22 protein-coding genes and 5 pseudogenes are annotated in these 25,943 nt (G+C 69.3%); 10 read left to right on the top strand and 17 right to left on the bottom strand.

Annotated features, from left to right (window positions below):
- Position 1: 1 nt before the first annotated feature.
- Genes NFT33_RS11305 through epsF form a run of 6 tightly spaced genes read right to left on the bottom strand, consistent with a single transcriptional unit; the run spans position 2 to position 6,989 of the window.
- Positions 2–1,069, bottom strand: a complete 1,068-nt coding sequence (locus tag NFT33_RS11305) for a glycosyltransferase family 4 protein (RefSeq protein WP_220787328.1) — start codon at positions 1,067–1,069, stop codon at positions 2–4.
- Positions 1,063–2,088 (bottom strand): glycosyltransferase family 2 protein, encoded by a 1,026-nt coding sequence (locus NFT33_RS11300; RefSeq protein ID WP_251675376.1) that lies wholly within the window; start codon positions 2,086–2,088, stop codon positions 1,063–1,065. The genes NFT33_RS11305 and NFT33_RS11300 overlap by 7 nt, the downstream gene beginning before the upstream one ends.
- Positions 2,085–3,401, bottom strand: coding sequence for an O-antigen polymerase (locus NFT33_RS11295; protein ID WP_251675373.1), 1,317 nt, complete (start codon positions 3,399–3,401; stop codon positions 2,085–2,087). The genes NFT33_RS11300 and NFT33_RS11295 overlap by 4 nt, the downstream gene beginning before the upstream one ends.
- Positions 3,398–4,639 carry an oligosaccharide flippase family protein gene (locus NFT33_RS11290; RefSeq protein WP_251675371.1) on the bottom strand — a complete coding sequence of 414 codons (1,242 nt, stop codon included), beginning with the start codon at positions 4,637–4,639 and terminating at the stop codon, positions 3,398–3,400. The genes NFT33_RS11295 and NFT33_RS11290 overlap by 4 nt, the downstream gene beginning before the upstream one ends.
- Positions 4,639–5,553: a cellulose synthase operon protein YhjQ/BcsQ gene (locus tag NFT33_RS11285; protein WP_251675370.1), complete on the bottom strand. Its 915-nt coding sequence runs from the start codon at positions 5,551–5,553 to the stop codon at positions 4,639–4,641. Before NFT33_RS11285 ends, NFT33_RS11290 begins: the two co-directional genes overlap by 1 nt.
- A 14-nt stretch (positions 5,554–5,567) precedes the next feature.
- Positions 5,568–6,989 (bottom strand): chain length determinant protein EpsF, encoded by a 1,422-nt coding sequence (epsF, locus tag NFT33_RS11280; RefSeq protein ID WP_251675369.1) that lies wholly within the window; start codon positions 6,987–6,989, stop codon positions 5,568–5,570.
- 34 nt (positions 6,990–7,023) lie between these two features.
- Between epsF and NFT33_RS11275 the strand changes: the two genes are divergently transcribed.
- The 4 genes and pseudogenes from NFT33_RS11275 to NFT33_RS11260 all read left to right on the top strand — a co-directional run bounded on the left by NFT33_RS11275 (position 7,024) and on the right by NFT33_RS11260 (position 10,367).
- The gene (locus tag NFT33_RS11275; RefSeq protein WP_251675368.1) at positions 7,024–7,173 is read left to right on the top strand and encodes a hypothetical protein; all 150 of its coding nucleotides are present in this window, start codon (positions 7,024–7,026) and stop codon (positions 7,171–7,173) included.
- Positions 7,174–7,457: 284 nt separating this feature from the next.
- Positions 7,458–8,042, top strand: a pseudogene (locus NFT33_RS11270) (sugar transferase); the annotation flags it as partial.
- Entirely contained in the window at positions 8,039–9,145 is a 1,107-nt protein-coding gene (locus NFT33_RS11265) for a glycosyltransferase family protein (protein WP_251675367.1), read from the top strand. The pseudogene NFT33_RS11270 and the gene NFT33_RS11265, both read left to right, overlap by 4 nt.
- A 45-nt stretch (positions 9,146–9,190) precedes the next feature.
- Positions 9,191–10,367 (top strand): IS3 family transposase gene (locus tag NFT33_RS11260; protein ID WP_251675366.1). Its coding sequence is split into 2 segments (ribosomal slippage): positions 9,191–9,456 and positions 9,455–10,367, totalling 1,179 coding nucleotides; the frame shifts between segments, so codons are not numbered across the junction.
- A gap of 29 nt (positions 10,368–10,396) precedes the next feature.
- Here NFT33_RS11260 and NFT33_RS11255 read toward each other — a convergent pair.
- Positions 10,397–10,963 carry a transposase zinc-binding domain-containing protein gene (locus NFT33_RS11255; protein ID WP_251675365.1) on the bottom strand — a complete coding sequence of 189 codons (567 nt, stop codon included), beginning with the start codon at positions 10,961–10,963 and terminating at the stop codon, positions 10,397–10,399.
- 552 nt (positions 10,964–11,515) lie between these two features.
- Here NFT33_RS11255 and NFT33_RS11250 point away from each other — a divergent pair.
- From NFT33_RS11250 to NFT33_RS11230, 5 genes are all read left to right on the top strand, one after another.
- Positions 11,516–12,187, top strand: a complete 672-nt coding sequence (locus NFT33_RS11250) for a TolC family protein (RefSeq protein WP_251675364.1) — start codon at positions 11,516–11,518, stop codon at positions 12,185–12,187.
- An 87-nt stretch (positions 12,188–12,274) separates the two neighbouring features.
- Complete coding sequence (locus NFT33_RS11245; protein WP_251675362.1) at positions 12,275–12,928, top strand: TolC family protein; 654 nt, start codon at positions 12,275–12,277, stop codon at positions 12,926–12,928.
- A gap of 1 nt (position 12,929) precedes the next feature.
- Complete coding sequence (locus NFT33_RS11240) at positions 12,930–13,910, top strand: HlyD family secretion protein (protein ID WP_251675360.1); 981 nt, start codon at positions 12,930–12,932, stop codon at positions 13,908–13,910.
- Between the two features lie 16 nt (positions 13,911–13,926).
- Complete coding sequence (locus tag NFT33_RS11235) at positions 13,927–15,111, top strand: ABC transporter permease (RefSeq protein WP_251675358.1); 1,185 nt, start codon at positions 13,927–13,929, stop codon at positions 15,109–15,111.
- On the top strand, positions 15,096–16,259 hold the full coding sequence (locus NFT33_RS11230; protein ID WP_376744153.1) for an ABC transporter permease: 1,164 nt from the start codon (positions 15,096–15,098) through the stop codon (positions 16,257–16,259). Before NFT33_RS11235 ends, NFT33_RS11230 begins: the two co-directional genes overlap by 16 nt.
- A 36-nt stretch (positions 16,260–16,295) precedes the next feature.
- On the opposite strand, the pseudogene NFT33_RS11225 reads toward NFT33_RS11230, so the two are convergent.
- The 3 genes and pseudogenes from NFT33_RS11225 to NFT33_RS11215 all read right to left on the bottom strand — a co-directional run.
- Positions 16,296–16,574: pseudogene (locus NFT33_RS11225) on the bottom strand (KUP/HAK/KT family potassium transporter); the annotation flags it as partial.
- 71 nt (positions 16,575–16,645) lie between these two features.
- Entirely contained in the window at positions 16,646–16,999 is a 354-nt protein-coding gene (locus NFT33_RS11220; RefSeq protein WP_251675356.1) for a hypothetical protein, read from the bottom strand.
- Between the two features lie 291 nt (positions 17,000–17,290).
- Entirely contained in the window at positions 17,291–18,649 is a 1,359-nt protein-coding gene (locus NFT33_RS11215) for a transposase (protein ID WP_251675392.1), read from the bottom strand.
- Here NFT33_RS11215 and NFT33_RS11210 point away from each other — a divergent pair.
- A pseudogene (locus NFT33_RS11210) lies at positions 18,618–19,211 on the top strand (TIGR03747 family integrating conjugative element membrane protein); the annotation flags it as partial. The gene NFT33_RS11215 and the pseudogene NFT33_RS11210 overlap by 32 nt on opposite strands.
- Here NFT33_RS11210 and NFT33_RS11205 read toward each other — a convergent pair.
- The 7 genes and pseudogenes from NFT33_RS11205 to NFT33_RS19320 form a co-directional block, all read right to left on the bottom strand.
- Positions 19,208–20,299: a phospholipase D family protein gene (locus NFT33_RS11205; RefSeq protein ID WP_251675354.1), complete on the bottom strand. Its 1,092-nt coding sequence runs from the start codon at positions 20,297–20,299 to the stop codon at positions 19,208–19,210. The pseudogene NFT33_RS11210 and the gene NFT33_RS11205 sit on opposite strands and share 4 nt — an antisense overlap.
- Before the next feature lie 19 nt (positions 20,300–20,318).
- A complete protein-coding gene (locus NFT33_RS11200; protein ID WP_251675352.1) occupies positions 20,319–21,242 on the bottom strand; it encodes a DNA methyltransferase in 924 nt (307 codons plus the stop codon).
- Positions 21,243–21,258: 16 nt separating this feature from the next.
- Positions 21,259–23,457: an N-6 DNA methylase gene (locus NFT33_RS11195; protein WP_251675350.1), complete on the bottom strand. Its 2,199-nt coding sequence runs from the start codon at positions 23,455–23,457 to the stop codon at positions 21,259–21,261.
- Between the two features lie 3 nt (positions 23,458–23,460).
- Complete coding sequence (locus NFT33_RS11190) at positions 23,461–23,649, bottom strand: ribbon-helix-helix domain-containing protein (RefSeq protein ID WP_251675348.1); 189 nt, start codon at positions 23,647–23,649, stop codon at positions 23,461–23,463.
- 348 nt (positions 23,650–23,997) lie between these two features.
- The gene (locus tag NFT33_RS11185) at positions 23,998–24,162 is read right to left on the bottom strand and encodes a hypothetical protein (RefSeq protein ID WP_158101060.1); all 165 of its coding nucleotides are present in this window, start codon (positions 24,160–24,162) and stop codon (positions 23,998–24,000) included.
- Between the two features lie 129 nt (positions 24,163–24,291).
- A pseudogene (locus NFT33_RS19405) lies at positions 24,292–24,462 on the bottom strand (transposase); the annotation flags it as partial.
- A 346-nt stretch (positions 24,463–24,808) separates the two neighbouring features.
- Positions 24,809–25,342 (bottom strand): annotated as a pseudogene (locus tag NFT33_RS19320) (alpha-amylase family glycosyl hydrolase); the annotation flags it as partial.
- Positions 25,343–25,943 lie beyond the last annotated feature (601 nt).

Below are 25,943 nucleotides of genomic sequence, written 5' to 3'. Positions count from 1 at the left end.
CTCAGGCGAAATGCAGGTCCATCAGGTCGGCGAACTCGCGCGCGGCCCGGTCCCAGGTGAAGCCGGCGGCACGCTGGCGGCCGGCCTGGCGCAGCTCGGCCGCCAGCGCGTCGGAGTCCAGCAGCCGGCGCAGCTGCGCCGCCAGCGTGGCCGGATCGTCCGGGTCGCAGTAGAGCGCGGCATCACCGCAGACCTCGGGCAGCGAGGCGCGGTCGGAGGAGATCACCGGGCAGCCGCAGCACATCGCCTCCAGCGGCGGCAGGCCGAAGCCCTCGTAGAAGGACGGGAAGACGAAGCAGGCCGCGCCCTCGTAGAGCGCACGCAGCTGCTGGTCGCTGACATAGCCGGTGCGCTGCAGCCGGCGGTCGTCCAGATCCAGACCTGCGGCACCGGCATAGATGCGCGCATTGCCGCCGCCGGCGGCCACCAGCACGATGCCGGGATCGTCCAGCAGCGCCATCGCCTTCAGCACCGCGGCGAAGTTCTTGTTGTGCGACAGGCTGCCGACCGCCAGCACATAGCGCCGGCCCTGCAGGTCCAGGCGCTCGAACACCGTCGGATCGGCCGGCAGGCGCAGGATGTGCTCGCCGCCCTCGGGCAGCACCTCGATGTCGAGAAAGGGCCGGCCGAAATGGCGCACCAGCTCGTCGGCGCTGAAGCGCGACACCGTGGTGACCACCCGCGCGCGGTGCATCACCGAGTCCAGCATGACCCGGTACCAGTGGCGGAAGGCAAAGCCGTAGTTGCGCGGATTGGCCACCGCCGCCGCGTCGTGGATCACCACCATCTGGCGCTGGTGGCGCCAGGGCGCGGTGTTGCACAGATTGACCAGCGGCTCGTCGCCGGCCAGCGCCGGCAGCTCGGTCTGCTCCCAGCGGTGGCCCTGATGGCGGCCGGCGCGCGCCAGCGCCAGGCCCGGCGGCAGCGGCGTGACCAGCGCGGCAGCCTGCGGCACGATCGCGCGCGCCTGCGGCAGCAGACCCAGCCGGGCGCCCGCGCCCAGCAGCTCGATGGCGAAGCGGTCCACGCCGGTGGCCGGGCGGGTCAGGAAGCGGGCGTTGATCAGCATGTCGGTGTTTCCCGGCCGCTCAGGCGGCGATGCTGGCGGGCCAGCCGGCCCGCCAGAGCGCGCGGCAGCAGCAGCACGCCGGCCATCCAGCCGAGCATCAGCAGACGCTCGCCCAGGCGCAGATCGGGCCAGCGCAGCACCGCCCGCAGCGCGCGGCCGGCGGTGCGCGCACGCGGCAGCGCCGGATCGGCCGGGCCCAGGCGCAGGCCCATGACCAGCGTGCGCGCCTCCCAGGGCGCCAGCGCCAGCTCGCGCCGGCGCGGGATCACCAGATGGTCCAGCGCGGCGGCCAGCGCCTGCTTGCCCTGCAGGACGCGACGGCAGGCCTCGGACAGCGCGCCGTGGCGGGCCGAAGGCAGCCAGTCGTCCGGCCCGGCACCGCGGTAGGCGCCCAGCGCCTGGGGCAGCGAGCGCACCGCGCCGCAGGCCGGCGCCAGCAGGATCGGCACGGTATCGGCGCCGGCCTGCCAGGGCGACTCGTCCAGCGGCAGCACCCGTGCCAGGAAGTCGCGGTGGAAGACATTGCCCGAGCACGGCGGCGAGCCATAGGCGCCGAACTCGCGCAGCAGCGCCAGCGCCTGCGCGCCCTCGTGCAGCCGGCGCGGCAGCTGGCGGCCCAGCGGCCGGTCATCCGCATCGACCAGATCGAGACGGAACTGCAGCTTGCTCACGCCCGGCGTCCAGGCGGCCAGCACCTGCGCGGCCGCCTGCGGATAGAGCCAGTCCTCCGCCTCCAGGAAAAGCAGCAGCTCGCCGCGGGCAGCGGCGAAGCCGGCATTGATGGCCGCCGCCTGGCCCGCCTCGTCGAGCTCGATGCAGCGCAGCTGCGGCGCGAGACGCCGGATCACGGTGCGCGAGCCGTCACGCGAGCCGTCGTCGACGACGATGACCTCGACCGCGCCCGGCTGCTCGCGCTCGAGGGTCTGCGCGCAGGCCGACTCGATCGCATGCGCGACGAAGCGCTCGCGCTGGCGGTTCAGCACGACGATGCTCAGGCGCGGCCGCTGCACCGCGTTCATGGCTGGCGGCCTTCCGGCGTGGACGCAGACGCGGACGCGGGAGCTGGAGCAGGGGCCAGCACCCGCGCCAGCAGCAGCGCCAGCACGATGCCGCAGGTCCAGGTGAAGGCGCGCGCGGTGCCGAGATAGGGATAGCGGTACATCTCCATGAAGCTGATGAAGAAGATCGGATAGAGCAGCACCCCGGCGAGCCGGCCCTCGCGGTAGGCACGGAAGGCCATGCCGCTGAGCAGGCCGACCGCGCACATGTAGACCACCGCGCCGGTCAGGCCGAGGTCCGACACCACCGCATACAGGCCGGAGGGGCTGTTGAACTCCGGGTCCTGGTAGGTGAACAGGTGCTGCTCGAAGGTGCGGCCGGCATAGCCGGTCAGCGTCGAGAAGGGCTGGCCCAGGCCGAGCGGCGCGCGGTGCAGCCACTCGAGCGTGAACTCGAAGGTCCAGGTCGGCCAGGCGGAGTTCGCCAGCAGGCTCGCGCCGTTGTTCAGCGAGGTGTAGTAGTAGCTGGCGAAGCGCCCGAGCGCGAACTCCCAGAAGTCCAGCCGGCCCTGGTAGGTGTCGGAGGCCCAGGAGCGCGCGTACTCGGCCGCACCGAAGTAGAGGATCACCAGCGGAATGGCGGCGAACGGCCCGGCCACCCGCAGCAGCGTGCCGGCCGCGCCCGGGCGTGCCGCCGCCCAGCGGCCGACCGCCAGGCCCAGCGGCACCAGCGACTCGATCAGCGCCAGCCGCTCCGACCAGACATAGACCCGGAAGGCGGTCAGCAGCGCCAGCACGATCGCCAGCACATGCAGCGCCCGCGGCAGCGGCAGCGCAGGGCCCCGGCCCGCCCCCCCCGGATCCAGCCGGCGGAACAGGTAGAGCGAGAAGAACACCGGCGTGACATTGGCCAGCGAGGTCAGCCCCGGCGTCAGCTCGATGCTGTCGCGCTCGGGCTTGTAGGCGCCGCTGAGCGTGGCCCACAGCAGCGCCGGGTCGAGCAGGAAGTCCCGGAACCAGACCGAGAAGGCCAGCACCGCCACCAGGCCGATGGCCAGCGCGGCGCGGTCCGCGCCGACGCCCAGCGGGCGCGGTGCGCCGGCACGCGGCTGCAGCTGCGCACCCAGCATGCCGCCCAGCGCCAGCGCCGCCAGCAGCAGGCCGCCGAGCATCAGCCAGCCCAGGTCGAGCACCTGCACGCCACGGATCGTCAGCGCCGGATGGCGCACCTCGCCGGCCCAGGCGATCAGGAACATCAGCGGCAGCAGGAAGCCGCAGGCGATGCCCGCCGGCGAGCTCCACCACGGCATCGATGCGGTGCGGGCGGTCCTCATCGCGCCCACCCCGGCCGGCAGCACGCCAGCACCGTGCCCGACAGCAGCAGCACCAGCAGATCGGCACCCAGCAGGGCCCAGCCGTAGGCGCTGCCGCCCACCCGCGCCGGCAGCAGCGCCAGCAGCGCGCAGAACAGCAGCGTCGCGGCGGTCTGCACCAGCGCATAGTGACGCTCCAGCCCGAAGGCGATCAGCGACTGCTGGCCGAACAGCGCCGCCACCGCCTGCAGCGGCACGCTCAGCGCCAGCAGCAGCACCAGCGCCACCGCCAGCGGCTCCTCGCGGTGAAACACATAGCCGACGATCTGCGGCGCGGCCAGCATCGCCAGCGTGCCCACCGCCAGGCCGATGGCCAGCATCGCCACCAGCAGGCGCCGGCCGAAGCGCAGCGCCTCGTCCGGCGCGCCGGCCGCCAGCCGCGCGAAGCGCACGAAGCCGAACTGCTGCAGCGGCAGCTGCACCGCCTGCCCGGCCATGCGCACCCGCAGCGCCAGGCTGGCCGCGCCGACGGTGGCGGCATCGGCCTGCAGGCCCAGCAGCGCGATGCCGCCATTGGTCAGCATCGCGCCGTTGACATTGCCCGAGACGATGGCCGAGGCGCCGCGCAGCAGCTGCCCGATGCGGTCGGCGTCCAGGCGGGCGCGGCGCGCCAGCCCCCGGCGCAGCAGCAGGCACCAGGTGAACGCGCTGGTGGCCAGCGACACCAGCGCGTAGACCGCCAGCGCGCTCTCCATCGTCGCCAGGCGCGGCACCAGCGCCAGCAGCAGCGCGATGCCCAGCAGCCGCACGCCGGTGGTGACCAGCAGCAGCAGCCGGGTCTGCTCGAGCGCCCGTGCATACCAGCCGGCATCCAGCGCGAAGCCGACCAGATAGGCCAGCGAGGCCAGCATCAGCGCCTCCTCGCCGGGCGGACGCAGCAGCAGCAGCAGTGCGCCGCAGCCGCTGGCCACCGTCGCGCACAGCAGCAGCTTGGCCGCGGTGATGTTCCACAGCGTGCGGTGCGCATGGTCGGCATCGTCGCGGCGGCGCGCGACCTCGCGGGTGCCGTACCAGTCGAAGCCGAACTCGATGATCATGCCCAGGAAGCCGCCCAGCGCCGCGTAGAAGGACACCACGCCGTAGTCGTGCATGCCCAGCGTGCGCCCGCACACCACCGCGAACACCAGCGGAAAGGCGAAGGTGGCGATCTGGGTCAGCGTCAGCTCGAGCAGCTGCAGGCGCACAGGCACTGGCACCATCAGTCCCCGCGCATCACCACGCCGGCCAGATCGACCGACTCGCGCCGCAGCGACTCGACCAGCACGCCGAGCTCGGCGGCGCGGGCGTGATGGCGCCGCGCCAGCACCAGCGCCTCGCCGCAGGCCGCGGCGATCACCCGGGCGTCGGCGCCGTCGGCCGAGGCCGGGGTGTCGACGATGACCCGGTCGAAGCGGGTCGCCAGATCCTGCAGCAGCGCGGCGAAGCGGCCGCGCTCGAGCAGCTCGAGCGGATTGGGCGGCGGCGCGCCGACCGGCAGCAGCGCCAGGCAAGGCAGCACGTCGATGCGCTGCGGCTCGGGCTGCCGCGCCGGGTCGGCCAGCAGCACGCTCAGCCCGGGCCGGTCCGGCCGGTCGGTCAGACCGAACAGCCGGTGCAGCCGCGGCGCGCGCAGGTCGGCATCGACCAGCACCGTGCGCTCGCCCAGCTGGCTGAAGGCGGCCGCCAGGTTGGCGGCGGCGTGGCTGCGGCCATCGCCCCGGCGCGGGCTGACGATCGCCAGCACCCGGCCGGACGGATGCGCACGGGCCGGCCCCGGCATCGGCGCCGGCACCCGCAGCATCAGCTGCGCGCGCAGGTCGCGCCACAGCTCGGCGGCCGGTCCGTGCGGATCGGCGGCGACGCTCAGCTCGGCCAGATGGGGATGCGCAGCCACATCGACGCAGGCATAGCCGAACTGGCGCGCCAGCGCCTGCTGCAGCTGGGCGGGCTGCACCAGCCCGAGCTGCAGCGCCGCCTCGCCGAAGCGCAGCTCGCGCTCGGCCTGCAGCGCGACGATGCGGGCGATGTCGGCGTCGCCCAGCGGGCAGACGTCGCGCAGCAGCTCGCCCAGTGGCCGCTCGCCCGGCGGCACCGCCACCTGCAGCAGCTGATCATGTCCGTCGCGCGGGCTCATCGGCCGACCTGCACTCATGTCCGGCCGGCCCGGCCCGGGCCGCGCAAGGCCGGAAAGGCCGCCACCGGCGTGCGGGCGCCTGGGCGCGACGACGGGATCTCGACCAGCAGCGGCAGGCCGAGCAGTTCGGGCACATCGTCGGCGCAGCGCAGCCGGCGGTCGCGCAGCTCGGCCAGCAGCGTCGCGCCCAGCGCCAGCACGCTGCCCAGCACCGCCGCGATGCCCAGGTTCACGCCCAGCAGCGGCGAGGAGGCCTGCGCCGGCGCGGTGGCCTGCTTCAGCACCGAGACATTGCTCAGGCGCGCCTGGCGTTCGGTGCCGCTCTGGGTGGCGCGGCCGGCCACCGCGTCATAGGCCAGCTGGGCGTTCTGCACGTCGCGCAGCAGCACCCGGGCCTCGTCGCGGCGGGTGGTCAGCTCCAGCACCCGGGCACGCTGCTCGTCCAGCGCGGCCTGCGCCTGCGCCAGGCGCTGCTGGTTGACGTTGTCGCTCAGCCCCAGGCTGGAGGCGATGCGGCGCGACTCGGTGGCGAGCTGCCGGCGCAGCCGCTCGACGGTGGCGCGCTGCTCGAGCATCTGCGGATGCTGCTCGCCCAGCCGGGCGCCCATCTCGTCGAGCCGGGCCTCCTGGCGCGCCAGATCGGCCGACAGGCCGGCGACCACCGGATGTGCCAGCACCTCCGGCGCCCGGTCCGGGCTGGCCGCGGCCTGCGCACGGCGGCTGCCGGACTCGCCGGCCTGCGCCTGCAGCGCCACCAGCTGGCTGGAGAGCTCCGACAGGCGCGCGGTCTCGATGTCGACCCGCTCGTCGCTGCCGACCGCCAGCAGGCCATGCTCGCGCTGGAAGGCCGACAGGCGCTGCTGCGCTTCCTCCAGCGCGGCACGCAGCTGGCGCGCACGCTCGTCGAAGAAGTCGCTGCTGCCGCGCGCCGGATCGAGCCGCAGCGCCAGGCTGGTGTCGACGAAGGCCTGCACGAAGGCGTTGGCAAGGCGCGCCGCCTCCTCGCGGCTCTCGGCGGTGTAGGCGATCGAGATCACGCCGGATTCCTTGGCCGGGCGCACCTCCAGGCGCTTGCGCATCGCGGCAGCCAGCCAGGCCTCGAAGTCGCCGGCGCCGCCGGTCTCTTCCTGCCACTTCGCCCGCGCCGGACCGTCCGCGCGGCCCAGGCCGGTGGCGGCGATGACCGCCCGCGCCACCCGCTCGCTCTGGATCAGGTCGACCTGCATCGCCATGTAGGTGCTGGCCTGTGGCGGCTGGGCGCCACCCGCCGCCACCGGATCGGCCGCCCGGGCATCGACCAGCACCATGGCCGTCGCGGTGTAGCGGGTGGGCAGCAGCAGGCTGACCGCGAGGGTCAGTCCGAGCACGGCCAGCAGGACCGACAGCGCGAGGCGCCAGCGCGCGCGCAGGGCCATCAGGAAACGGGCAAGCGACATGGAGGAGCAGTGTCTGTATTACGAATTGAAACCCATGAATCCACTCAGACCATTGGCTTCAGATGATCTGCATCAGCGAATGGACCCGATCGGGCGCGTCGAGGCCATCCTGCAGGCACGGGTCAATTCCGCACATCACCGCGCATCTTTTGCACTTCATGGCGCGAACGCATCGATCTTTTGACTTTCACATTTCCGGCCCCGACTTCCGGAGGGGATCGCCACATGACTGGAGGCCACCCGAGGGCCATTCATCTGCCGCTCAAGATTTCGGGTGAATAATGCACGAAAACAACATCAAGCCCTCCAATCCCACCGTCTCCGAGAGATTTTTGTATGAAATCGAAACAATCGGCAGACCCGCGATCGGACCGGACGCTGCAGGAATTCGTCGGCGGCGCCCGCCGCTTCAGGCGCCGCAGCCAGGCCCGATCGGGCAGCCGGCTGGCCCGGCTGCAGCTGCGGCTCGACCAGTTCACCGCACTGCTGCTGCTGCTGCTGCTCGCGCCGCTGATGGCAGTGATCGCGCTGCTGGTGTGGCGCTGCGACGGCGCGCCGGTGCTGTTCGGCCACTACCGCATCGGCCAGCACGGCCGCCCCTTTCGCTGCCTGAAGTTCCGCAGCATGTACCTCGACTCGGAGGCGATGCTGCGCGAGCTGCTCGAGCGCGACCCGGCCGCGCGCGCCGAATGGGAACGCGACCACAAGCTGAACGATGATCCGCGCATCACCCCGATCGGCCATTTCCTGCGCCGCACCAGCCTCGACGAGCTGCCGCAGCTCTTCAACGTGCTGCGCGGCGAGATGAGCCTGGTCGGCCCGCGCCCGATCACGCTGGCCGAGCTGCCGCGCTACGGCCAGGTGCGCTGGCACTACCTGAGCGTGCGCCCGGGCATGACCGGCCTGTGGCAGGTCAGCGGCCGCAACGACACCACCTACGACGAACGCGTCGAGCTTGATCGCGAGTTCGTCGAGCAGCACAGCCTGAGGCTGCGGCTCAGCATCCTGCTGCGCACGCTGCGGGTGGTCATCCGGGGCAGCGGCGCCCGATGAGCGCGATCCTGCATCTGGTGACCCGGCTGCGGCCGGGCGGCCACGGCGGCACGCTGTGGCCCACGCTGATGGCGCTGGCCGACGGCCAGCTGATGCAGCAGGTGCTGCCGCTGGCGGCCGGCGCTGGCGCGCTGCAGGCGGCACGGCTGCTGAGTCCGGAGTCGGTGCAGCTGCTGCCGGTGCCTGCGATGCGGGCGGTGGCCACCGCGCTGAGGCGCGCGCTCGATGCGCCGGCGCCGCCGCAAGCGCTGCATCTGCACGGCCTGCCGGCGCTGCTGAGCGCTCGCCATGTGCTGCAGGGCCGACCCCGGGCACACATGCCGCTGTTCCTGCACCAGTGCAGCCGGGTGCTGGCCCAGAGGCTGCTGCAGGGCATGCCGGAGCGCAGCGTCTTTCTCGTCGGTCCGGACCGGGTCGATCCGCTGGCCGCGGCGCCGCTGCCTGGCGCGGTCGATGCGGTCTTCTTCAGCCAGCCGCTCATGGCGGACACCGCGCCGCGCATCGTGACCGCGGCCACCGGCGACCCGCAGGCCGACGAGGAGATCGCGCAGGCCTTCGCCGAACTGGCGGTCATGCTGTCGGGCATTCAGGCTGCACGCCAGCCGGCCTTCGCCTGGATCGGCCCGGTTCCCGGCTCGGTGCGTGCACTGCTGCTGGCCGCGCAGGTGAAGCTTCAGGAGATTGCACTGGCGGAGGCGCCGGCACGTGCCCGGGCGCTGGCCCAGGCCTGGATCTATCTGGCGCCGGATGGGGCCGGTCGCGGTGCGGACCGGCTGGCCGAGGCGATGGCGGTCGGGCTGGCCTGCGTGGCTGCGCCGGCACCGTCCTACCGGCTGCAGATCATCGATGCGCTGTCGGGCGAGCTGCATGCGCGCCGCGCCGATCTGCTGCAGTCGCTGGCCCGGCTGCTGGAGTCGGATGCGCTGCGTCTGGCGATGGGCCGCGCGGCGCGGCTGCGCGCACGCCATCAGCACGGCCATCACCGCTTCCGCACCTCGCTGCTGCTGGCGCACGGGCTGTCGCCGCTGCCGGTGCTGCGCCACGAGGCCGGCCATGCAGCCCCGGCGGTGCCCGGCGTGCCTGTGTCGTCTGAGATAGCCTGACTTCCGTGGACACTCACTTGACCCAGTGACACGACGGAAAAGACGATGAAGAAGAACCAAAGCTACACAGCAGAGTTCAAGGCGGAAGCGGTAAAGCTGGTGCTGGAACAAAAGCTGTCACACCAGGAAGCGGCTCAGAGAGTGGGCATTCCGAAGGGCTCGCTGAGCAACTGGGTGGCGAGCAGCCAGCGTCGAGGTCAGCAGGCGCTGAAGGCGGCCGAGCCCTCGGTGGGAGAGCTGAAGGCCGAGGTCAGCCGGCTGCGCCGGGAACTGGCCCGGGTGGAGATGGAGCGCGAAATCGTAAAAAAGCGGCCGCGTACTTTGCGAGGGAGTCGCTGCAAGGTACACGGTCATGAAGGAGCTGCAGGCTCGACACGACTATCCGGTGGCGGTGCTGTGCTCGGCGCTGGGGGTCTCGCGCAGCGGGTACTACGCCTGGTGCGAGCGGCCGGCCTCGGCCCGTCAGCGCGACGACGAGCGGCTGAAGGTGGCCATCCGAGGGGTGCATGCGGCCAGTCGCCAGACCTATGGCACGCGCCGGGTGCTGGTGGAGCTGCGGGCGCAGGGCTTCGAGGCCGGGCGCGACCGGGTGGATCGATTACGCCGCACGATGGCGCTGCGTTGCCGACAGAAGCGCTGCTTTCGCGTCACCACGGACTCCGAGCACACGCTGCCCGTGGCCGACAACCTGCTGCAGCAGGACTTCACCGCCAGCGCCCCCGACCAGCTCTGGCTCACCGACATCACCTACATCCGCACCGACGATGGCTGGCTGTACCTGGCCGGGCTCAAGGACATGTGTACCCGCGAGTTCGTCGGCTACGCGATGGACGAGCGCATGACGGTGGGGCTGTGCCTGCGTGCGCTCGGCCACGCCCACGCCCGGCGCAGACCCCCGCCCGGGCTCATCCACCACTCCGACCGGGGCAGCCAGTATTGCGCCCGCCAGTACCGCCAGGCGCTCGATGCACTGGGCATGCGGGCGTCCATGTCACGCCGCGGCAACTGCTACGACAACGCCCCGATGGAGAGCTTCTGGGGCAGTCTGAAGAACGAACTCGTCCACCACCGGCGATTCGCCACCCGCGCTCAGGCCATCGCCGAGATCACCGAGTGGATCGAGGTCTTCTACAACCGCCAGCGTCGCCACAGCGCCATCGGCTACCTCCCTCCTGCCGTCTTTGCTCGGCAGTTCTATCAACCACGGCGCTCTGCGCATTAACTTCGACTGTCCACGATTGACAGGACACCTCAGTTGAGGTTGGCCGCGGAGCCGAAGCGTTGTATCAGCGTGACCGCCCCGCTGTGGCCTTCGTCGGCCTCGAGCCCGACAGCATCCAGCAGGTGGCGCGTAATCACACGCTGCACCACCTGCAGCACCGGCGTGACCAGCTCGGGCTGCGCGGCCAGCAGCACGCGCAGCGGGATCGGCAGCGACAGCACCCATTGCCGCACCGGCACGTGCGGGATGACGTGGTCGACCAGGTGCGCCGCCGTCTGCGACATCCTCCGCGCACCGCATGAGGGGCAGAACCCTCGCCGCTTGCAGCTGAACGCCAGCAGCTTGTCGTGGCCGCACTCGCCGCACCGAAGCCTCAGGAAGCCGTGGGCCAGGATGCCGCATTCCAGGAAGGCGTCGAACTCGTCCTTGATGAACCGGGGCAACTCGGCGCCGGTGCTGGCCTCGGTGTGGGCGATGAAGCTGGCGGCGTGCTGCTGCACCAGGCGGTAAAGCGTGGTCTGCTCGGGGCGGTGGCGTTCGTAGTGGAGCGGGGCGCCATCGGCAGCCCGCTGGGGCTGCTGCGCCGTGGCTCGCACGATGGGCTCCCGGTGAGGTGAGCCCGCACGGTCTCAAGCCGTGCCCCGTGCCTCAATCGCCTTGATGGCTGCCCGCCGAGGCGTGCCCTCCGCCGCGGGGCCTCTTGTGGGTGACTGCGGGGGTGTCCGACTGGCAGCTTCAGGGCGGCGAGATCGGGACAGTGGATGTCGGCTCCGGGTCGACCACTGCCGGCCGTGGACGTCGGCTATCCGGTGGCTCAAGTTGGGGGTCCGCTCTCCGGCGGTGAGATCGCGCGCCCGACCGGCGCAGGCCGACCCTGAAGAGAGATTCGCTGTCCCAATCTCGCCGCCCTGAAGCTGCCAGTCGGACACCCCCACAGTCGCCCGCAGGAGGCCGGAAGGCACACGTCCGCGGGCACCAATCAAGGTGAGTGAGGCGCGGAGCGCGGCCGGAGACCGAGCGGGCTCACCTCACGGCGATTGTGCCGCTCCGTGCCAGGCGCCTAGAGGCTGCGCACTAGCGCGGGCGCAGCCGGCATGCATCATAATACCGGGCTTGTATCCGCACCCGGTCCACCGGCCGCCCTTCCCATGCCTGGCCTGACCCGTATTCCGCGCTGGCGCCTTCCACGCCGGCTGCTGCCCCTGGTGCTGCTGTGCGGCCTACACGCTGGTGCCCAGCCGGTGCCCGAGACACCCGGCCTGGGTTTCGAGGCGGCCCGACAACTGCTGTTGCAACGCTCGGACAAGCTGGCCGCTGCCCAGGCAGCCACCCGCAGCGCCACCCTGCGCGCCGACAGCCTGTCCGGTCTGGGCGGCCCGGTGGTCAGCCTGTCGGGCACGGCCTTCGCCTACAACGCCAATCTGCGGCCGGACCTGCAGACGGTGAACCAGCGCACCGCTCAGGTCGAGGAGCTGCTGCCCATCCCCCTGCCCCTGCCGACGCTGCCCTCGACCTACACGATCAACCGCCAGGACTCGGGCTCCAGCGCAGCGGTGTCGATGGTCTGGCCGATCTACACCGGTGGCCTCAACGACGCCGCGCGCGGCCTGGCGTCGGCGCGCGCCGACGAGGCCCGTGCCGATACCGCCCGCACCACAGGCGAACTGTCCACCCTGCTGGTGCAACGCTACTTCGGTGCCCAGCTGGCGGCCCGCGCTGCGGCTCTGCGCGAAGCGGCGCTGGACACCATCGGCCGCCACGACGCGGCGGCCCAGCGCATGCTGGACGCCGGCCTGATCGCACGCGTCGAACGCCTGTAGGCCCGCAGCGCCTTCGAAGAAGCGCGGCGCCAGGCGCTGAAGGCACGCGACGATGCCGAGCTGGCTGCCACTGCGCTGGCGCGCATCGTGCACAGCGACAGCCCGGTGCGACCGGACAGCCCGCTGTTCGTGCACACGCAGCCGCTCGAACCGCTGGCGCAATTTGTCGACGCCGCGCTGCAGCACCACCCGGCGCTGGCGCTGGTGTCGGCCAAGAAGGCACAGGCCGAGGCACAGCACGCCGCGGGTGAAGCCGGCCGCCGGCCCCAGGTGTTTGCCTTCGGCCAGCGCGAGCTGCGCACCGGGCAGGCCGACTGGGTGGCCGGCATCGGGGTGCGCTACACACTGTGGGACGCCCTGGACCGCCGCACGCTGGCCGAGGCATCGCTGCAGCAGGTGGAACAGGCCGAGCGCAGCGACGCGCAGGCCCGCAGCGACATTGCCCTGCTGGTGGAAAAGCACTGGCGCGCGGTCGACCAGGCCCGGCGGCAGTTCATCGCCGCGGGCACCGCCATCGAGCTGGCGCAGGAGGTGCTGCGGCTGCGCCAGTCGGGCCTGCGCGAAGGCACCAGCACCACGCTCGACCTGATCGACGCGCAGGTGAATCTGGCCAAGGTCCAGACGGAACAGGCGCAGGCCGCCAACGACTACGACTTCACCCTGGCCCAGTTGCTCGAAGCCTGCGGCCTCCCGGACCGGTTTGCGGACTACATGGCTCGCGCAGACGTGAAAGTGCAATGACATGAAGCAGCAGACATGGGGCCGCCTGGGCCTGGGGGTGTTGGCGCTCGCGCTGGTGAGCGCGCTGGCCTACGGGTTCTGGCGCGCCTCGCGTCCGGCGCCGGACTTTTTCCAGGGCCAGATGGAGGCGCTCGAGACCGACGTCGCGCCCAAGATCACCGCGCGCATCGCCGAGGTGCTGGTGCGCGAGGGTGACCGGGTGCAGCCCGGCACACCGCTGCTGCGCCTGGACAGCCCCGAGGTGCAGGCCAAGCTGGCCCAGGCCACGGCCGCCGAGCAGGCCGCCCAGGCGGTGGCCAGCAAGGCCGCCCATGGCGCGCGCCCGCAGGAGATCGAGATGGCACGCCTGAACTGGCAGCGCGCGCAGGCCGCCGCCGACCTGGCGGAAAAGTCGTTCCACCGCGTCGAAGGACTGGCACGCGACGGCCTGATCGCCACGCAGAAGCGCGACGAAGCCGAGGCCAACCACAAGGCCGCGCGCGATCTGGCCCTGGCCGCCCGGGCCCAGTACGACATGGCCCGCGCCGGCGCGCGCGACGAGGACAAGGCCGCCGCCGCGGCCCAGGCACGCCAGGTGGCGGGCGTGGTGGCCGAGGTGCAGGCCGCACAGGCCGAAACCCGCCTGCCCAGCCCCGTGGCCGGCGAGGTGGCCAAGGTGATGGCGCGGCCCGGCGAGCTGTCCCCGCAAGGCGTGGCCGTCGTCACCGTGGTCGACCTCAGCGACCAATGGGTGGTGCTCAATGTGCGCGAGGACAAGCTGGCGCGCTTTGCCGTCGGCAGCGAGTTCGACGCCACGCTACCGGCGCTGCCGGACCGTACCGTGCGCTTCAAGGTCTACCAGACCAGCGTGCTGCCGGACTTCGCCACCTGGCGCGCCACGCGGGCGGGGCAGGGCTTCGACGTGCGCACCTTCGAGGTCAGGGCCCGGCCGTCGGCCCCCATCGATGGCGCCCGCCCCGGCATGAGCGTGCTGGTCCACTGAACGCGGCCAGCACGCTGTGGGCCTGCTCACCGGTTTCATCCATGCGGCCCGCCGCGAGCGGGAGCGTCTGCGTGCGAGCCCCTGGGACCTGGCCATGATCAGCTGGGTGCCGGCCCTGGGCGCCCTGCTGCTGTGGTGGATCTTCTCGGCCGGTCTGCCCACGCAGCTGCCGGTGGGCGTGCTCGACCAGGACCATTCGGCCCTTTCACGCCAGCTGGTGCGCCTGCTCGACGCCGCGCCCGGCCTGCGGGTGGCACAGGCCCTGTCCGACCCGGCGCAGGCACAGTCGGCTCTGCGCTCGGACCGGTTGCATGCGGTGGTGGTGATCCCCGAGGGCTTCAGCGAGGACGTCAAGCGCGGACACGCGGCCCAGGTCGTGCTGCTGCACAACGCCCAGCTGGGCACCCATTCGGGCCTGATCCAGCGCGATGTGCGCACCGTGGTCGGCACGCTGTCGGCCGGCATCGAAATGGCCGCGCGCAACAAGCGGGGCGAACCCGCCGCCACGGTGCGCGTGGCCATGGAGCCGGTGCGCAGCGACCTGGTCACGCTGTTCAATCCCTCGCTCAACTACGAGCAGTTCCTGGCCGCGGCGCTGATCCCGGCGCTGCTGCACATCCTGGCCATGACCGCCGGCGCCTGGACCGTGGGGCGCGAGCTGCGCGACGGCAGCATCGCCGACTGGCTGCCCGAGCCAGCCCGCCTGGGCAGCGTCACCGGCGCCCTGCTCGGAAAACTCGTGTGGCCGCTGCTGTCGCTGGGCGGCGTGGCCTCGCTGGCACTGCTGGGTCTGACCCTGGGTCGCGGCTGGCATCCGCCCGGACAGCTGGGCTGGGTATGGCTGGGGCTGATGGCCTTGCTGGCGCTGTCGATCGCGCTGGGAGCGCTGGCCGCTACCGCCACACGGTCGCTGCGCACCGCGCTGTCGGCCACCGGTTTCATCACTGCGCCGGCCTTCGCCTTCAGTGGCGTGGGCTTCCCGCTGGTGGCCATGCCCGCCAGCGCGCGCGCCTGGGCCGAGGCCCTGCCCTACACCCACTACATCCGCCTGCAGATCGAGCAACTGCAAATGGCGGCGCCCCTGCGCGAGAGCGCCACGACCCTGGCCGCCCTCGGCCTGGGCGCGGCACTGCTGCTGGCGCTGAGCGCCCCGCTGCTGATCCGCCTGCGCGGGCAACCGTCGCAATGGGGGCGCCGGTGACGGCCGCACGCGCTCCGGGCCTGCGCGCCACCGTCGCTGCCCTGCGGGCCACCTGGGCCGAACTGCTGCGCGACAGCGGGGTGCTGTTGTTGCTCGTCGCGGCCCCGGTGCTGTACGCGTTCTTCTACCCGTGGCCGTACGCCACCCAGGCGGTCACCCGTGTGCCGGTGGCCATCGTGGACCTGGACGGCAGCGGCCTGTCCCGGCAGATCGCCCGCTTCGCGGCGGCCAGCCCGCGCATCGAGCTGCGCACCATCACCGGCGACGAGCAGGTCGCGCGTCGCGCACTGCTGCGCGGCGAGATCGAGGGATATGCGGTGCTGCCGCGCGAGCTCAAACGCCACGTGCTGCGGGGCGAGCCCGCGGTCGTGAGCATCGAAGCCAATGGCGCCTATGCACTGCTGAACACGGCCGTGCTCTACGGCTTTGCCGAGGCCGTGGGCACGGTGTCGGCCGGGGTGGAGATCCGCAAGCTGCAGGCAAGGGGTCAACCGCTGGCACAGGCGCAGGCCAGCCGCAGCCCGGTCAACCTGCAGATGGTCCCGCTGTTCAACCCGACCGAAGGTTATGGCAGCTACGTGGTGCCAGCGGTCGCACTGCTGATCCTGCAACAGACCCTGCTCATGGGGGTGGCCATGCTGGTGGGAACCTGGGCCGAAAAAGGCTGCTTGCGCAGTGGCGCCACTGGCTGGACGGGGCGCCTGCTGGCCCTGTGCAGCGTGGGCTGGCTCAGCGGCCTGTTCTATGTCGGCTGGGTGTTCCTGTGGCAGGACTTCCCGCGCGGGGCCAACCCGCCGGGCGCCCTGGCGCTGCTGCTGTGCTACGTGCCCGCTGTGTGCAGCCTGGGCGCTGCCCTCGGGGCCTGGTTCGGCAACCGCGAACGCGCGCTGCAGGTGCTGCTGTTCAGCGCCTTGCCACTGGCCTTCATGGCGGGCTTTTCCTGGCCCGCCGAAGCACTGCCCGAGCCCCTGCAATGGCTGCGCTGGCTGGCACCGAGCACGGCAGGCATCCAGGCCTCGCTGCGCCTGAACCAGATGGGCGCGCCCCTGCACGAAGTGCTGCCGCTGCTGGGGGTCTTGCTGTTGCTCACGCTGGGCTCGCTCGCCGCACTGGCGCTGCTGCAGCGCCGTCCGCGGCCGGCGGCCTGATCCGGGCGGCGGGAGCGCCGCTGCGCGGGTGCAGGGTCAGATTTCGAGTTTGGAGCCGAGCTCGATCACCGCGTTGTTCGGCAGGTTCAGGAATTCGGCCGCTGCGCCGGCGTTGTGGTGCATCTGCGCGAACAGCTTTTCGCGCCACAGTGCCATGCCATCGCCCAGCGTGGGCACCACCAGATCGCGCGAGAGGAAGTAGCTGGTGGTCATGCTATCCAACTCGCAGCCGCGGCCGCGCAGGGACTCCAGCGCCTTGGGCACGTCCGGGTCGTTCTTGAAACCGTAGTGGATGACGACCTGCCAGCAGTCGTGGCTGAATCTCCTGTTGCGCGAGGGATGACCCTCGAAGTCATCGTAGGAGTCACCCATCGCTTGTCGAGGGCTCACGCAGCCGGCGCGGCCTCCGGTTCGCGGCGCACTTCGCCCGTTTCGCCCGGCGATTGCGTGGCTCCTTCTGCGGCCGACGTGCGCCTGGCGAACTTGAACCTGCGACGCGGATAGCGCATCGCCTTCGGCACCGTGCCTCGGTAGGCGAAGCCCTCGACGGCGAGCAGCGCCTGGATGAAGTCCGACCGCTTGCCGGCCTTCGCCTTCGCGTACCGCTCGCCCATCGCCTTCTTGAGCCCGACCTCTTCGGCCAGCGACTCCAGCTCGCTGACCGTCAGCAGGTTCATGTACTCGTCGTTCAGCGTGAAGTGGCGCGCCTCATCGACTTCGAGGTAGTTCAGCAAGCGCATAGGAATTTCAAACGGTCTGTGGAAAGCCTGGAAAGCCCGACTCAGCCCTGGGTGGGCAGCCGATGCCTGCCTGGATGGCTTGGAACTGGCGCCTGAGCCGTTGCCTTGTCTGGATTCGGCCCGCCCTGACGGCTCGCCTCGCGCTCGTTGGGCCTTGATCTCGGGGTTGACCCTGTGTTTTCCGCCATCCAGTCCGCACGCGGGCGCAGCGCCACCGGCCACTGGCGCCAGGCTGCGCAGCCCTTTGTGATGTGTACGGTGTCCGGGACGGTCGACGCGGCTCAGGCGGCTTCAGTCTTGCCGCGCCTCGCGCGCTCGGCCTCTGGGCGGCGGCTGCGGATCCAGTCCCAGGTGGGTCTGGATCTTCTCGATCACCGGTCGCTCCAGGATGGCCGCGATGATCTTGAGCTCCCCGGCGCCGCAGTTGGGGCAGTGCTGCATGTCGATGTCGAACACGCGCTTGAGTAGCCGCGCCCAAGCAATTCGGTGCGGTCGGTCCGGCCGGTCCGGGTTAGTCTCGGTCTGGACCACGCATTCGCTGGCGGCAACGGCTGCGGTGGCCCGTTCCTCCACCTCGGGCCCTTGCGGCACCACCAGGGACCGCAGCTTGGCGTTGGGCGCCAGCACGCCGTGGAACCTGATGAGATGCAGACGCGGCCGGGGAACCAGCGCCGCAAGCCGCTGCATGAACTCCAGCGGGCTCAAGACCAGATGCGTCGTGCCGTCGCGCCACGGTGTCTTCAGCTTCAGCTCGACCTGCCCGGCGGCATTGACCTGCACCCGTTCGTCGGAAAGCGCCGGCCGGGTGATGTAGCGGCACAGCTGCTCCAGCCGCTTGCGGTCATGGGCTTCGACCCGCACCGCGGCGTGCAGGCTGAATCCGTCGATGTCGGCGCACAGCGGCTGGCGGGCCGAGTCCTCGCGCGGCATCGCGCCTCTCAGGGTCAGCACCTTCTGCCCGGCGCGCGGCCCGAAGGCGATTCGGTAGGTGATGGCCGCGGCCTGCAGCGGCCGCAGCGTGCGCGCCTCCTCGCCGTCGGCATCCGGCTCGGCCAGGTAGGTCTGGCCCATGTCTTCGACCAGCACGCCCCGGCGTGTGAGCATCTTCATCAGCCGGGCGATGACGGTCTGCAGCAGCGCGTGCAATTCGTCGTCGGTGGGCGCATCCGCCTCAATGAAGGCCGGCGAACCATCGGCGTCGCAGCAGTACACCCCGTCCAGTACCAGACAGTGCAGGTGGATGTTGAGGTTGGCGGCCGAGCCAAAGCGCTGGATCAGCGTGACGGCGCCGCCGTGACCTTCGTCAGCCTTGAGCCCCGCCTGCCGCAGCAGATGTCGCGTGACCACGCGCTGCACCACCTGCAGCACCGGCGTGACCAGTTCCGGCTGCGCGGCCAGCAGCACGCGCAGCGGGATCGGCAGCGACAGCACCCATTGCCGCACCGGCACGTGCGGGATGACGTGGTCGACCAGGTGCGCAGCGGTCTGCGACATGCGCCGGGCGCCGCAAGAGGGGCAGAATCCCCGGCGCTTGCAGCTGAAGGCCAGCAGCTTGTCGTGGCCGCACTCGCCGCAGCGTAGCCGCAGGAATCCATGCGCCAGGATGCCGCACTCGAGGAAGGCGTCGGGCTGGCGCCACGCACAGGGCATGCTCAACTACGAGCTGGATCAGCTCTCCACGCATTTCACGCGCAGCGCGCTGGTGCAGGAGCCGGGGCGCACGGCGCACCGGCTGGTCGAGCAGGGCTACGACTGGCTGTTCGTGAAGAGCGGTCTGCTGGACTGGATACGCGACGCCTCGGCGCAGGCCAGCGCCGGCAGCCACCGCCCGACTAGGGATTTCCGCTACTACATCGGCTTGGTCTATGTGAACGTGGAGAGCTACCTGATCGCCTCGGCCTACACGACGCTGGTCTTCCTCGTGCGGGTGTTGGTGCTGTGCCTGACCCTGCCGCTGTTCCTGATGGCCGCCTTCGTCGGGCTGGTGGACGGCCTGGTGCGCCGGGACATCCGCCGCTTCGGCGCGGGACGCGAGTCGGGGTTCATCTATCACCGCGCCAGGGCCAGCCTGATCCCGCTGGCCGTGCTGCCGTGGGTGACTTACCTGGCATTGCCGGTCAGCGTGAACCCGCTGCTGATCCTGCTGCCCAGCGCTGCGCTGCTCGGCGTGGCGGCGTGCATTGCGGCGGCGACGTTCAAGAAGTATCTCTAAATGGTCTGATCCAATGCGTCTCCAGCAGTCAGCAATGGGCATGCTGGCCATGCTTGTGAGAGCGTCGCCATATCTGTGATGGCACGTCTCAGGCCTCGACCTATCGTGGGCAACGCCTGCGATAGGCCGAGCAATTCTCCATATCCAGGGCTGTCGGGCATCAAAAGCATGTAATCGAAACACCGCACCTGCCGCTCGCGAAAAACGAGCAGCGGCGGGGAATCCGGATAGTCCAAGCCCTTTGCCGCCGCAATCTCAATCTTGTGATTCCCATTGGCTTGGGAGAAGACGACCGGCCGTACCTCCTCTTCCCCCCGCAAGCCTGCAGCGTCGATGGATGTCAAGTAGACCCGCTGAGTTGCGACATCGGTCACGCGGAAGTACTGTTCCGTGATCTGAGTATTGAAATGCACCTGGGACCATCGACCACCTGCCGCTGGGACTTGCGCGAGCAGGATACGGTCAAGTACCGCCTCCCTGGGGACCGCCCTCGGTGGCCTTAACTGAGGCGCTCGCGGACCCGGGAGAGCGGCAACGGGGCGAACGATGTTGAGCGCCGCACGGTCAAGCGCCGCCTGATCGATAGGCCGAATATCTGCTTCGTGTCGTGCTATGAACGCATTCAGCGAAGACAGGTCAATCGCCTCCCGCCGCCCGCCACTGATGACGCTATAGCCTTCGAAGTTATGCCTCAGCCCGCCTGGCGTCAGATTACCTGACCCCAAGATCAGCTTTGTGCGTCCATCGGCATAGCCAAAATGCGAAATCTTGGGATGAAACAACCCGCCGGTCGTGTTCCAGAAGACCTTGGGATGAAAATGCTGATGCCGCTCTTCGAGTGCCTGCATGCGCTCCAGCGTCTGCCGGTTCGTCACCGCATCAATGCCGACGATGAGATCGATTTCTCCGCCACGCCGCATGAACTCGTGGACGACCGGATCTTCGATGAGTTGGTCCACCCCGCCACGTGTCGCAAAAGCGTACATGCCGCGCCACGTCGTGGCGTCGGCAGCCGCGCCGATGATGGCCTCGTACAGGTAGCGTGTACCCGGATCCGTGGGATCCTGCACGCAAAACTCGAACTCCATGTCCCCTCCGTCGGCCGATCTACTGTTGCCTGAATGCCTGAGCATAGGCCGGCAGCGAGTCTGGCTCCATGATGCCCCCAGTGAGACCCTCGACCAGCTTCTTGTAAGGCTGCACCTTGGGGCCGGTGGTCTTGGTGCGCGGGGGCTTCGCGAAAATCAGGATGTACTCATGCACGTTCTTGAAGAGGAAGTTCGGCGGGTAGGGATAGCTGCCGAAGATGGGGCGCTGGGCGCCGTAAGACCCCCATTTCCCGCCGGTCGCATCTTTCGACCAGATGATCTCATTGATCATAACGAAGCCGATCTGGCGCAGCAGCACGGCGAAGTCGGTCGCCAGCGGAAACGTGAGCAGGCCATGGTCGGTGTGCTGGTTGACGTTGGCGGTCACGACGCAGAGCTTTCGACCCGGTGTCAGGACCCGATAACACTCCTCGAAGACCGGACGGATACCTTCGATGAAGTCGCTGTAGCGCTCGATCGTCCCGAGGTTCCGTTTACTATCGCCGTAATCCGCCTTGTTCCAGTAGGGGGGGCTGGTGACGACAAGACCTACGCTGTCGCTCTCGACGAAATCCATCTTGCGGCTATCGCCGTTGACCACGACGAGCGGCTCGAAGTCCGCTCCATGCCCGTTGCGCAGCTTTGCGCAGTCCTTCTTGATGATCTCCGTGTAGCCGGCGTTCTGATCGACGCAGATCGCGCGGCGTCCCAGCGGGATGGCCGCCCGGGCCGTGGTTCCGGTTCCTGCGAAGGGATCCAGCACGGTTTCACCATAAAAGCTGAACAGCTTTGTGAGCCGATGCGGAATCTCAAGCGGGAACACAGCGGGATGGTCTTCATGACTCGTGTTGGCAATCGACCAGACGGTCTTGGTGTAGTCCCGCCACTCCTCCTTGGTGAGCTTGCTTTTTTCCTTGTCCTCGGCCGACGGTTTGTGGCTCATGGAATCGATCCTCTCGTTATCTTTCGGTGCCTGGCGATGTCCGCGCACGGGTCACGTCCTCGCAGAACCGTTCCAGTTCATGGGTAAATTCGGATGGCAGGCCAAGTGCTCTGACGAGTAGCGCGTCGATCTTGCTGCGAAGCGGTGACGCCACGGCCGAGAAACCGAGTGACGTCTTGCCACGATTGCGGCTGACGATGGGGCTAACTGATATCTCGTTCCAGAGCAACGCGCCCAACCGCGTCAACTCCGTTGCATGTTCAGCGCAGTCAAGCATCTCCCCGACCGGCATCGTCTCAATGACGTGCTTGGATACGTGAAAACCGTCACCGTGAACATGCCACCACCAGAACGCGAGCCGGCTGCTTAGCAACGCGAAAATCTGGAGGGCGGCCTCAGGCGATGGGCATGCGATAGCGTGCAGGGGGTTCTCAGTGATCAAGTCTTCACCGCCCAATGAATGCGACGTGGGACATAGGAAGACACTCAGGAAGTTGTAAGCGGTGGCGGCAACGAAAACCGTCTTGGCATTGCTCTCCTGCATCGCCTGTCCAAGTGTCGCGCGACCAATGTGCGGCGCGGCATGCGCAAGCGTGTATCGCAGTTCGACCAACTGCGCCAGGGCCTCGGACTGCATCGCACCTTCGAGTTTGGGAATGCCTAACCGGATGTCGGCGTTAATCGGCGTGAAATTGATGCCCGCCAGCATGCGGGCCCGGTCGCCGCCGCGCCACTTCCGCAAGGGCCCGGTCGAAATACGGACGTCAGATTCGCAGCCCTGTCGCACCCACAGCGCAATGGCGTTGCGCGTTTTCACATCCTCTCCGAAGAGCGCGTGCGGCTCACGGTCGAAGAAGGCGAATTGCCAATGCCCTGGTGTGCGCGAAAGAAGGCGCCGCAGCGCCAGGAACTGGCGGCTGGTGTTGCACGCCAAGGAAAGCGGCAGAACCATCGCGCCACCGTGCGCATCGGGCGCAGTCAGTCGCGTCATCTGCTCCACGAACAATGGGTACATATCGGAGGTCGATTTCGGCGCCGCCTGGAACGTCTCGAAGCGTTTGCTCAACGAGAGGAAATCGGCGGCCTCTCCAAAACTCGCGTAGGGCGGATTGCCGATGATGACGCGCGCGCCCTCCGCGATCTCGGGAAACACGGCCTGAAATCCGACCGAGCCGGACGGCGGTGACTCGCCCTCCACTTCAGGCAGCGTTCCCGCTTTCAATGCCGCCCTGCATGCCAGGCGTGCGATGCGTTCGGGGTCGTCATGGGGCACGGCCCTGCCTGGATCGAGCCGCAGTGTGTCCATGTGCACGAGGTTCAGGCGCAGCGCATGCCAGGCCGCGACCGGCGCAATGCCACGTGCCTCCACCGACTCGAAACTGTCGACCAGAACAACCAAGGCTGCCGCACTGACGGCCCAGGGATCGATATCCGCTCCATACAGGCATGAGCACGCGAGATCGAACGCATCGGCACCCGGATGCCGGCGTTTCAGCTCGGTCAGGACGGCCCGCAAGAATACGCCGCTTCCACACGCCGGATCGAACACCGTCAGCGGTACGGCGTCGTCGATCAGGCTCCGGACGATGCGCTCGGCCATGAAGCCCGCGACATCGGCCGGCGTGTAGAAAACCCCGTCTGCCTTCTTGCGCGCCCGCGCCGGCACCGTTTCCGGCCGAAGCATGACGCTCATACGGCTGCCTTCGCCGTGAGGATCAAGAACGTAGGGCAACAGGTCGAGCAGCGCTTTGTGATTGGCAATTTCATGTAGCAGGCCTTCGGCTTCCACACGCACGCTGTCGGGCACCAGGGAGACGAAGCCGGTCTGGGCGAGACCGCCGAGAAACCAGGACTCGGCCTCGCCCAATGTCGCGTTTTCTCGCAGACGCCCGGTGACCACGCCAGCCGTCCATGCGCCTACTGCCATCCACGCCGCCAGATCATTTGGCGAGCGCATTTGATGGGCGCCAGGCTCGACCCTGCGCCGGGCATGCAGTCGATGCCAGACGGCATCGGCTGCCTTTGCCGACACAGCATCGGCCAGCAGCGCAGCTGCCCGACGCATGGGCGCGCCGTACTGCTCTGCGACGGTTGACAGCACATGCCCTTTGCGCGGCACGGCCAGACTCACCGTTTGGTGTTCGCGCTCGGGCTGCCCGCCCGATGGCGTCTGCAAATCCAGGAGACGGTCAGGTTCGACGTACACGACGCTCACATTTCATTCCTTGCCAGCGAGCAGCGGCCACTGCTCGTTGACATACTTTTCAGAGGCATCCCGGACGACCCAAGCCACAGACACTTTCTTGTCCTTGGCAATTCGTTCCAGCGTCTCATACAGATCGCTCGGAAAACTGACCGACACCCTGACGGTCTTCGGGTCCGTTGCCTGCAATGCTTTCGTCGTCATCAGAGATCCCCCAGGCCACTACACCACATTACACCACATAGGTGCGGCGCATAGGAATTTCAAACGGTCTGGTCTGTGAAAAGCCTGGAAAGCCCGACTCAGCCCTGGGTGGGCAGCCGATGCCTGCCTGGATGGCTTGGAACTGGCGCCTGGGCCGTTGCCTTGTCTGGATTCGGCCCGCCCTGACGGCTCGCCTCGCGCTCGTTGGGCCTTGATCTCGGGGTTGACCCTGTGTTTTCCGCCATCCAGTCCGCACGCGGGCGCAGCGCCACCGGCCACTGGCGCCAGGCTGCGCAGCCCTTTGTGATGTGTACGGTGTCCGGGACGGTCGACGCGGCTCAGGCGGCTTCAGTCTTGCCGCGCCTCGCGCGCTCGGCCTCTGGGCGGCGGCTGCGGATCCAGTCCCAGGTGGGTCAGGATCTTCTCGATCACCGGTCGCTCCAGGATGGCCGCGATGATCTTGAGCTCCCCGGCGCCGCAGTTGGGGCAGTGCTGCATGTCGATGTCGAACACGCGCTTGAGTAGCCGCGCCCAAGCAATTCGGTGCGGTCGGTCCGGCCGGTCCGGGTTAGTCTCGGTCTGGACCACGCATTCGCTGGCGGCAACGGCTGCGGTGGCCCGTTCCTCCACCTCGGGCCCTTGCGGCACCACCAGGGACCGCAGCTTGGCGTTGGGCGCCAGCACGCCGTGGAACCTGATGAGATGCAGACGCGGCCGGGGAACCAGCGCCGCAAGCCGCTGCATGAACTCCAGCGGGCTCAAGACCAGATGCGTCGTGCCGTCGCGCCACGGTGTCTTCAGCTTCAGCTCGACCTGCCCGGCGGCATTGACCTGCACCGCAAAGGTCCACCCGATGTCGTCGTGGCTGCGCACGTAGTTGACCCAGGCGGTGCCCGCGGGCAGGGCGTGGCGCTCCTCCAGCGCCTGCTGCAGCAGGTTGACCTCGCGGGTGGCCAGGCTGTTCCACAGCAGCGCCATCTGCAGCGGGTTGTAGGAGAGCTGGCATTCCTCGGGCGCGATGTACTTCACCACCTGGTCCGGGTGCACGATGGCCTCGGACTTGAACAGCAGCCCCCGGCGCGGCGATGCGGCACACCGCGTTGAAGGCGCGGATCAGCGCATGCGCCTGCGGCAGGTTCTCGCAGTCGGTGCCCAGCTGTTTCCAGATGAAGGCCACGGCGTCCATGCGCAATATCTCGGCGCCCAGGTTGGCGATCGCCAGCATCTCGCCGGCCATGGCGTCGAAGACCGCCGGGTTGGCGTAGTTCAGGTCCCACTGAAAGGAGTTGAAAGTGGTCCAGATCCAGCGCCCGTCGTCCAGCTGGGTGAAGGCGCCCGGGTGCTGGTCCGGGAAGATCTCGCGCAGCGTGCGGTCGTAGGCGTCGGGCAGCGTGCGGTCCGGAAAGATCAGGTAGAAGTCGCGGAAGGCCTCCTCCCCCGCCACCGCCGCACGCGCCCAGGCGTGCTCGTCGGCGGTGTGGTTGAAGATGAAGTCCAGCACCAGGCTGATGCCCTCGCGGCGCAGCGCGGCGGCCAGCGCGCGCAGGTCGTCGATCGTGCCCAGCGCCGGGTCGATCTCCCGGTAGCTGCTGACCGCATAGCCGCCGTCGCTGTTGTCCGCCGGACAGAGGAAGGGCGGCATCAGGTGCAGGTAGGTCAGCCCCAGTTCCTTGAAGTAGGGAATCTGTGCCATCAGGCCGCGCAGGTTGCCGGCGTAGAGTTCCACGTAGCAGACGCCACCGAGCATGCGCTCGGACTGGAACCAGTGCGGCTGCGCCTCCCGGGCGGCGTCGAGCGCGCGCAGGTCGGCGGGCCGTTCGCGCCAGCCCTGCCAGGCGGTGGCGACCACGCGGGCCAGCACGTCGAGGAAGTCCGCCCTTGCCCCGTACACGCCGGCGAGCTCGCGTAGCAGCGCCGGGAAATGACGCGCCAGGCGGGCGTCGAAGGCCTCCCAGGCGGCGCCGCGGGCCTGGCGGCCGATCTGGCGGGTCAGGTGTCGGCGGACGTGGCCGAGCGCGAGCTGGACTTGCTGGTCGAGGGAGAGCATGGGTTGGCCCGGCGGCAACTACGGCCGCGCAGCAGAAGCGGTTGCGTCAGCGCAAGAACCTTGTTCAAAAGCGCTTTGAATGACTGTATTCGATGCAGATGAGCTTCACGCTGGGGTTAACACTCATTCATGTTCAAAGCGCTTCGGATAAATTTCAAAGCGCTTTAGAGCGGCTAACACAACCTGCGCAGAGTGCGCAGGCAGATGATGGAGCAGGCCAGGGACAAAAGCGCCACATGGGTGGTGA

Origin of the sequence: Sphaerotilus sp. FB-3 (assembly GCF_023706025.1) — a bacterium.
Classification (GTDB): domain Bacteria; phylum Pseudomonadota; class Gammaproteobacteria; order Burkholderiales; family Burkholderiaceae_C; genus Sphaerotilus; species Sphaerotilus sulfidivorans.
Note: the sequence above shows the minus strand (reverse complement) of the source record. Positions and strands in the feature narration are given on the sequence as shown.

What these genes read in the sequence shown, in the direction of transcription:
- NFT33_RS11305 (WP_220787328.1), bottom strand. Translation starts at nt 1,069, where the DNA reads ATGCTGATCAACGCCCGCTTCCTGACCCGCCCGGCCACCGGCGTGGAC.
- NFT33_RS11300 (WP_251675376.1), bottom strand. Translation starts at nt 2,088, where the DNA reads ATGAACGCGGTGCAGCGGCCGCGCCTGAGCATCGTCGTGCTGAACCGC.
- NFT33_RS11295 (WP_251675373.1), bottom strand. Translation starts at nt 3,401, where the DNA reads ATGAGGACCGCCCGCACCGCATCGATGCCGTGGTGGAGCTCGCCGGCG.
- NFT33_RS11290 (WP_251675371.1), bottom strand. Translation starts at nt 4,639, where the DNA reads ATGGTGCCAGTGCCTGTGCGCCTGCAGCTGCTCGAGCTGACGCTGACC.
- NFT33_RS11285 (WP_251675370.1), bottom strand. Translation starts at nt 5,553, where the DNA reads ATGAGCCCGCGCGACGGACATGATCAGCTGCTGCAGGTGGCGGTGCCG.
- epsF (WP_251675369.1), bottom strand. Translation starts at nt 6,989, where the DNA reads ATGTCGCTTGCCCGTTTCCTGATGGCCCTGCGCGCGCGCTGGCGCCTC.
- NFT33_RS11275 (WP_251675368.1), top strand. Translation starts at nt 7,024, where the DNA reads ATGAATCCACTCAGACCATTGGCTTCAGATGATCTGCATCAGCGAATG.
- NFT33_RS11265 (WP_251675367.1), top strand. Translation starts at nt 8,039, where the DNA reads ATGAGCGCGATCCTGCATCTGGTGACCCGGCTGCGGCCGGGCGGCCAC.
- NFT33_RS11250 (WP_251675364.1), top strand. Translation starts at nt 11,516, where the DNA reads ATGCCTGGCCTGACCCGTATTCCGCGCTGGCGCCTTCCACGCCGGCTG.
- NFT33_RS11240 (WP_251675360.1), top strand. Translation starts at nt 12,930, where the DNA reads ATGAAGCAGCAGACATGGGGCCGCCTGGGCCTGGGGGTGTTGGCGCTC.
- NFT33_RS11230 (WP_376744153.1), top strand. Translation starts at nt 15,096, where the DNA reads ATGGGGGCGCCGGTGACGGCCGCACGCGCTCCGGGCCTGCGCGCCACC.
- NFT33_RS11220 (WP_251675356.1), bottom strand. Translation starts at nt 16,999, where the DNA reads ATGCGCTTGCTGAACTACCTCGAAGTCGATGAGGCGCGCCACTTCACG.
- NFT33_RS11215 (WP_251675392.1), bottom strand. Translation starts at nt 18,649, where the DNA reads ATGCCCTGTGCGTGGCGCCAGCCCGACGCCTTCCTCGAGTGCGGCATC.
- NFT33_RS11205 (WP_251675354.1), bottom strand. Translation starts at nt 20,299, where the DNA reads ATGGAGTTCGAGTTTTGCGTGCAGGATCCCACGGATCCGGGTACACGC.
- NFT33_RS11200 (WP_251675352.1), bottom strand. Translation starts at nt 21,242, where the DNA reads ATGAGCCACAAACCGTCGGCCGAGGACAAGGAAAAAAGCAAGCTCACC.
- NFT33_RS11190 (WP_251675348.1), bottom strand. Translation starts at nt 23,649, where the DNA reads ATGACGACGAAAGCATTGCAGGCAACGGACCCGAAGACCGTCAGGGTG.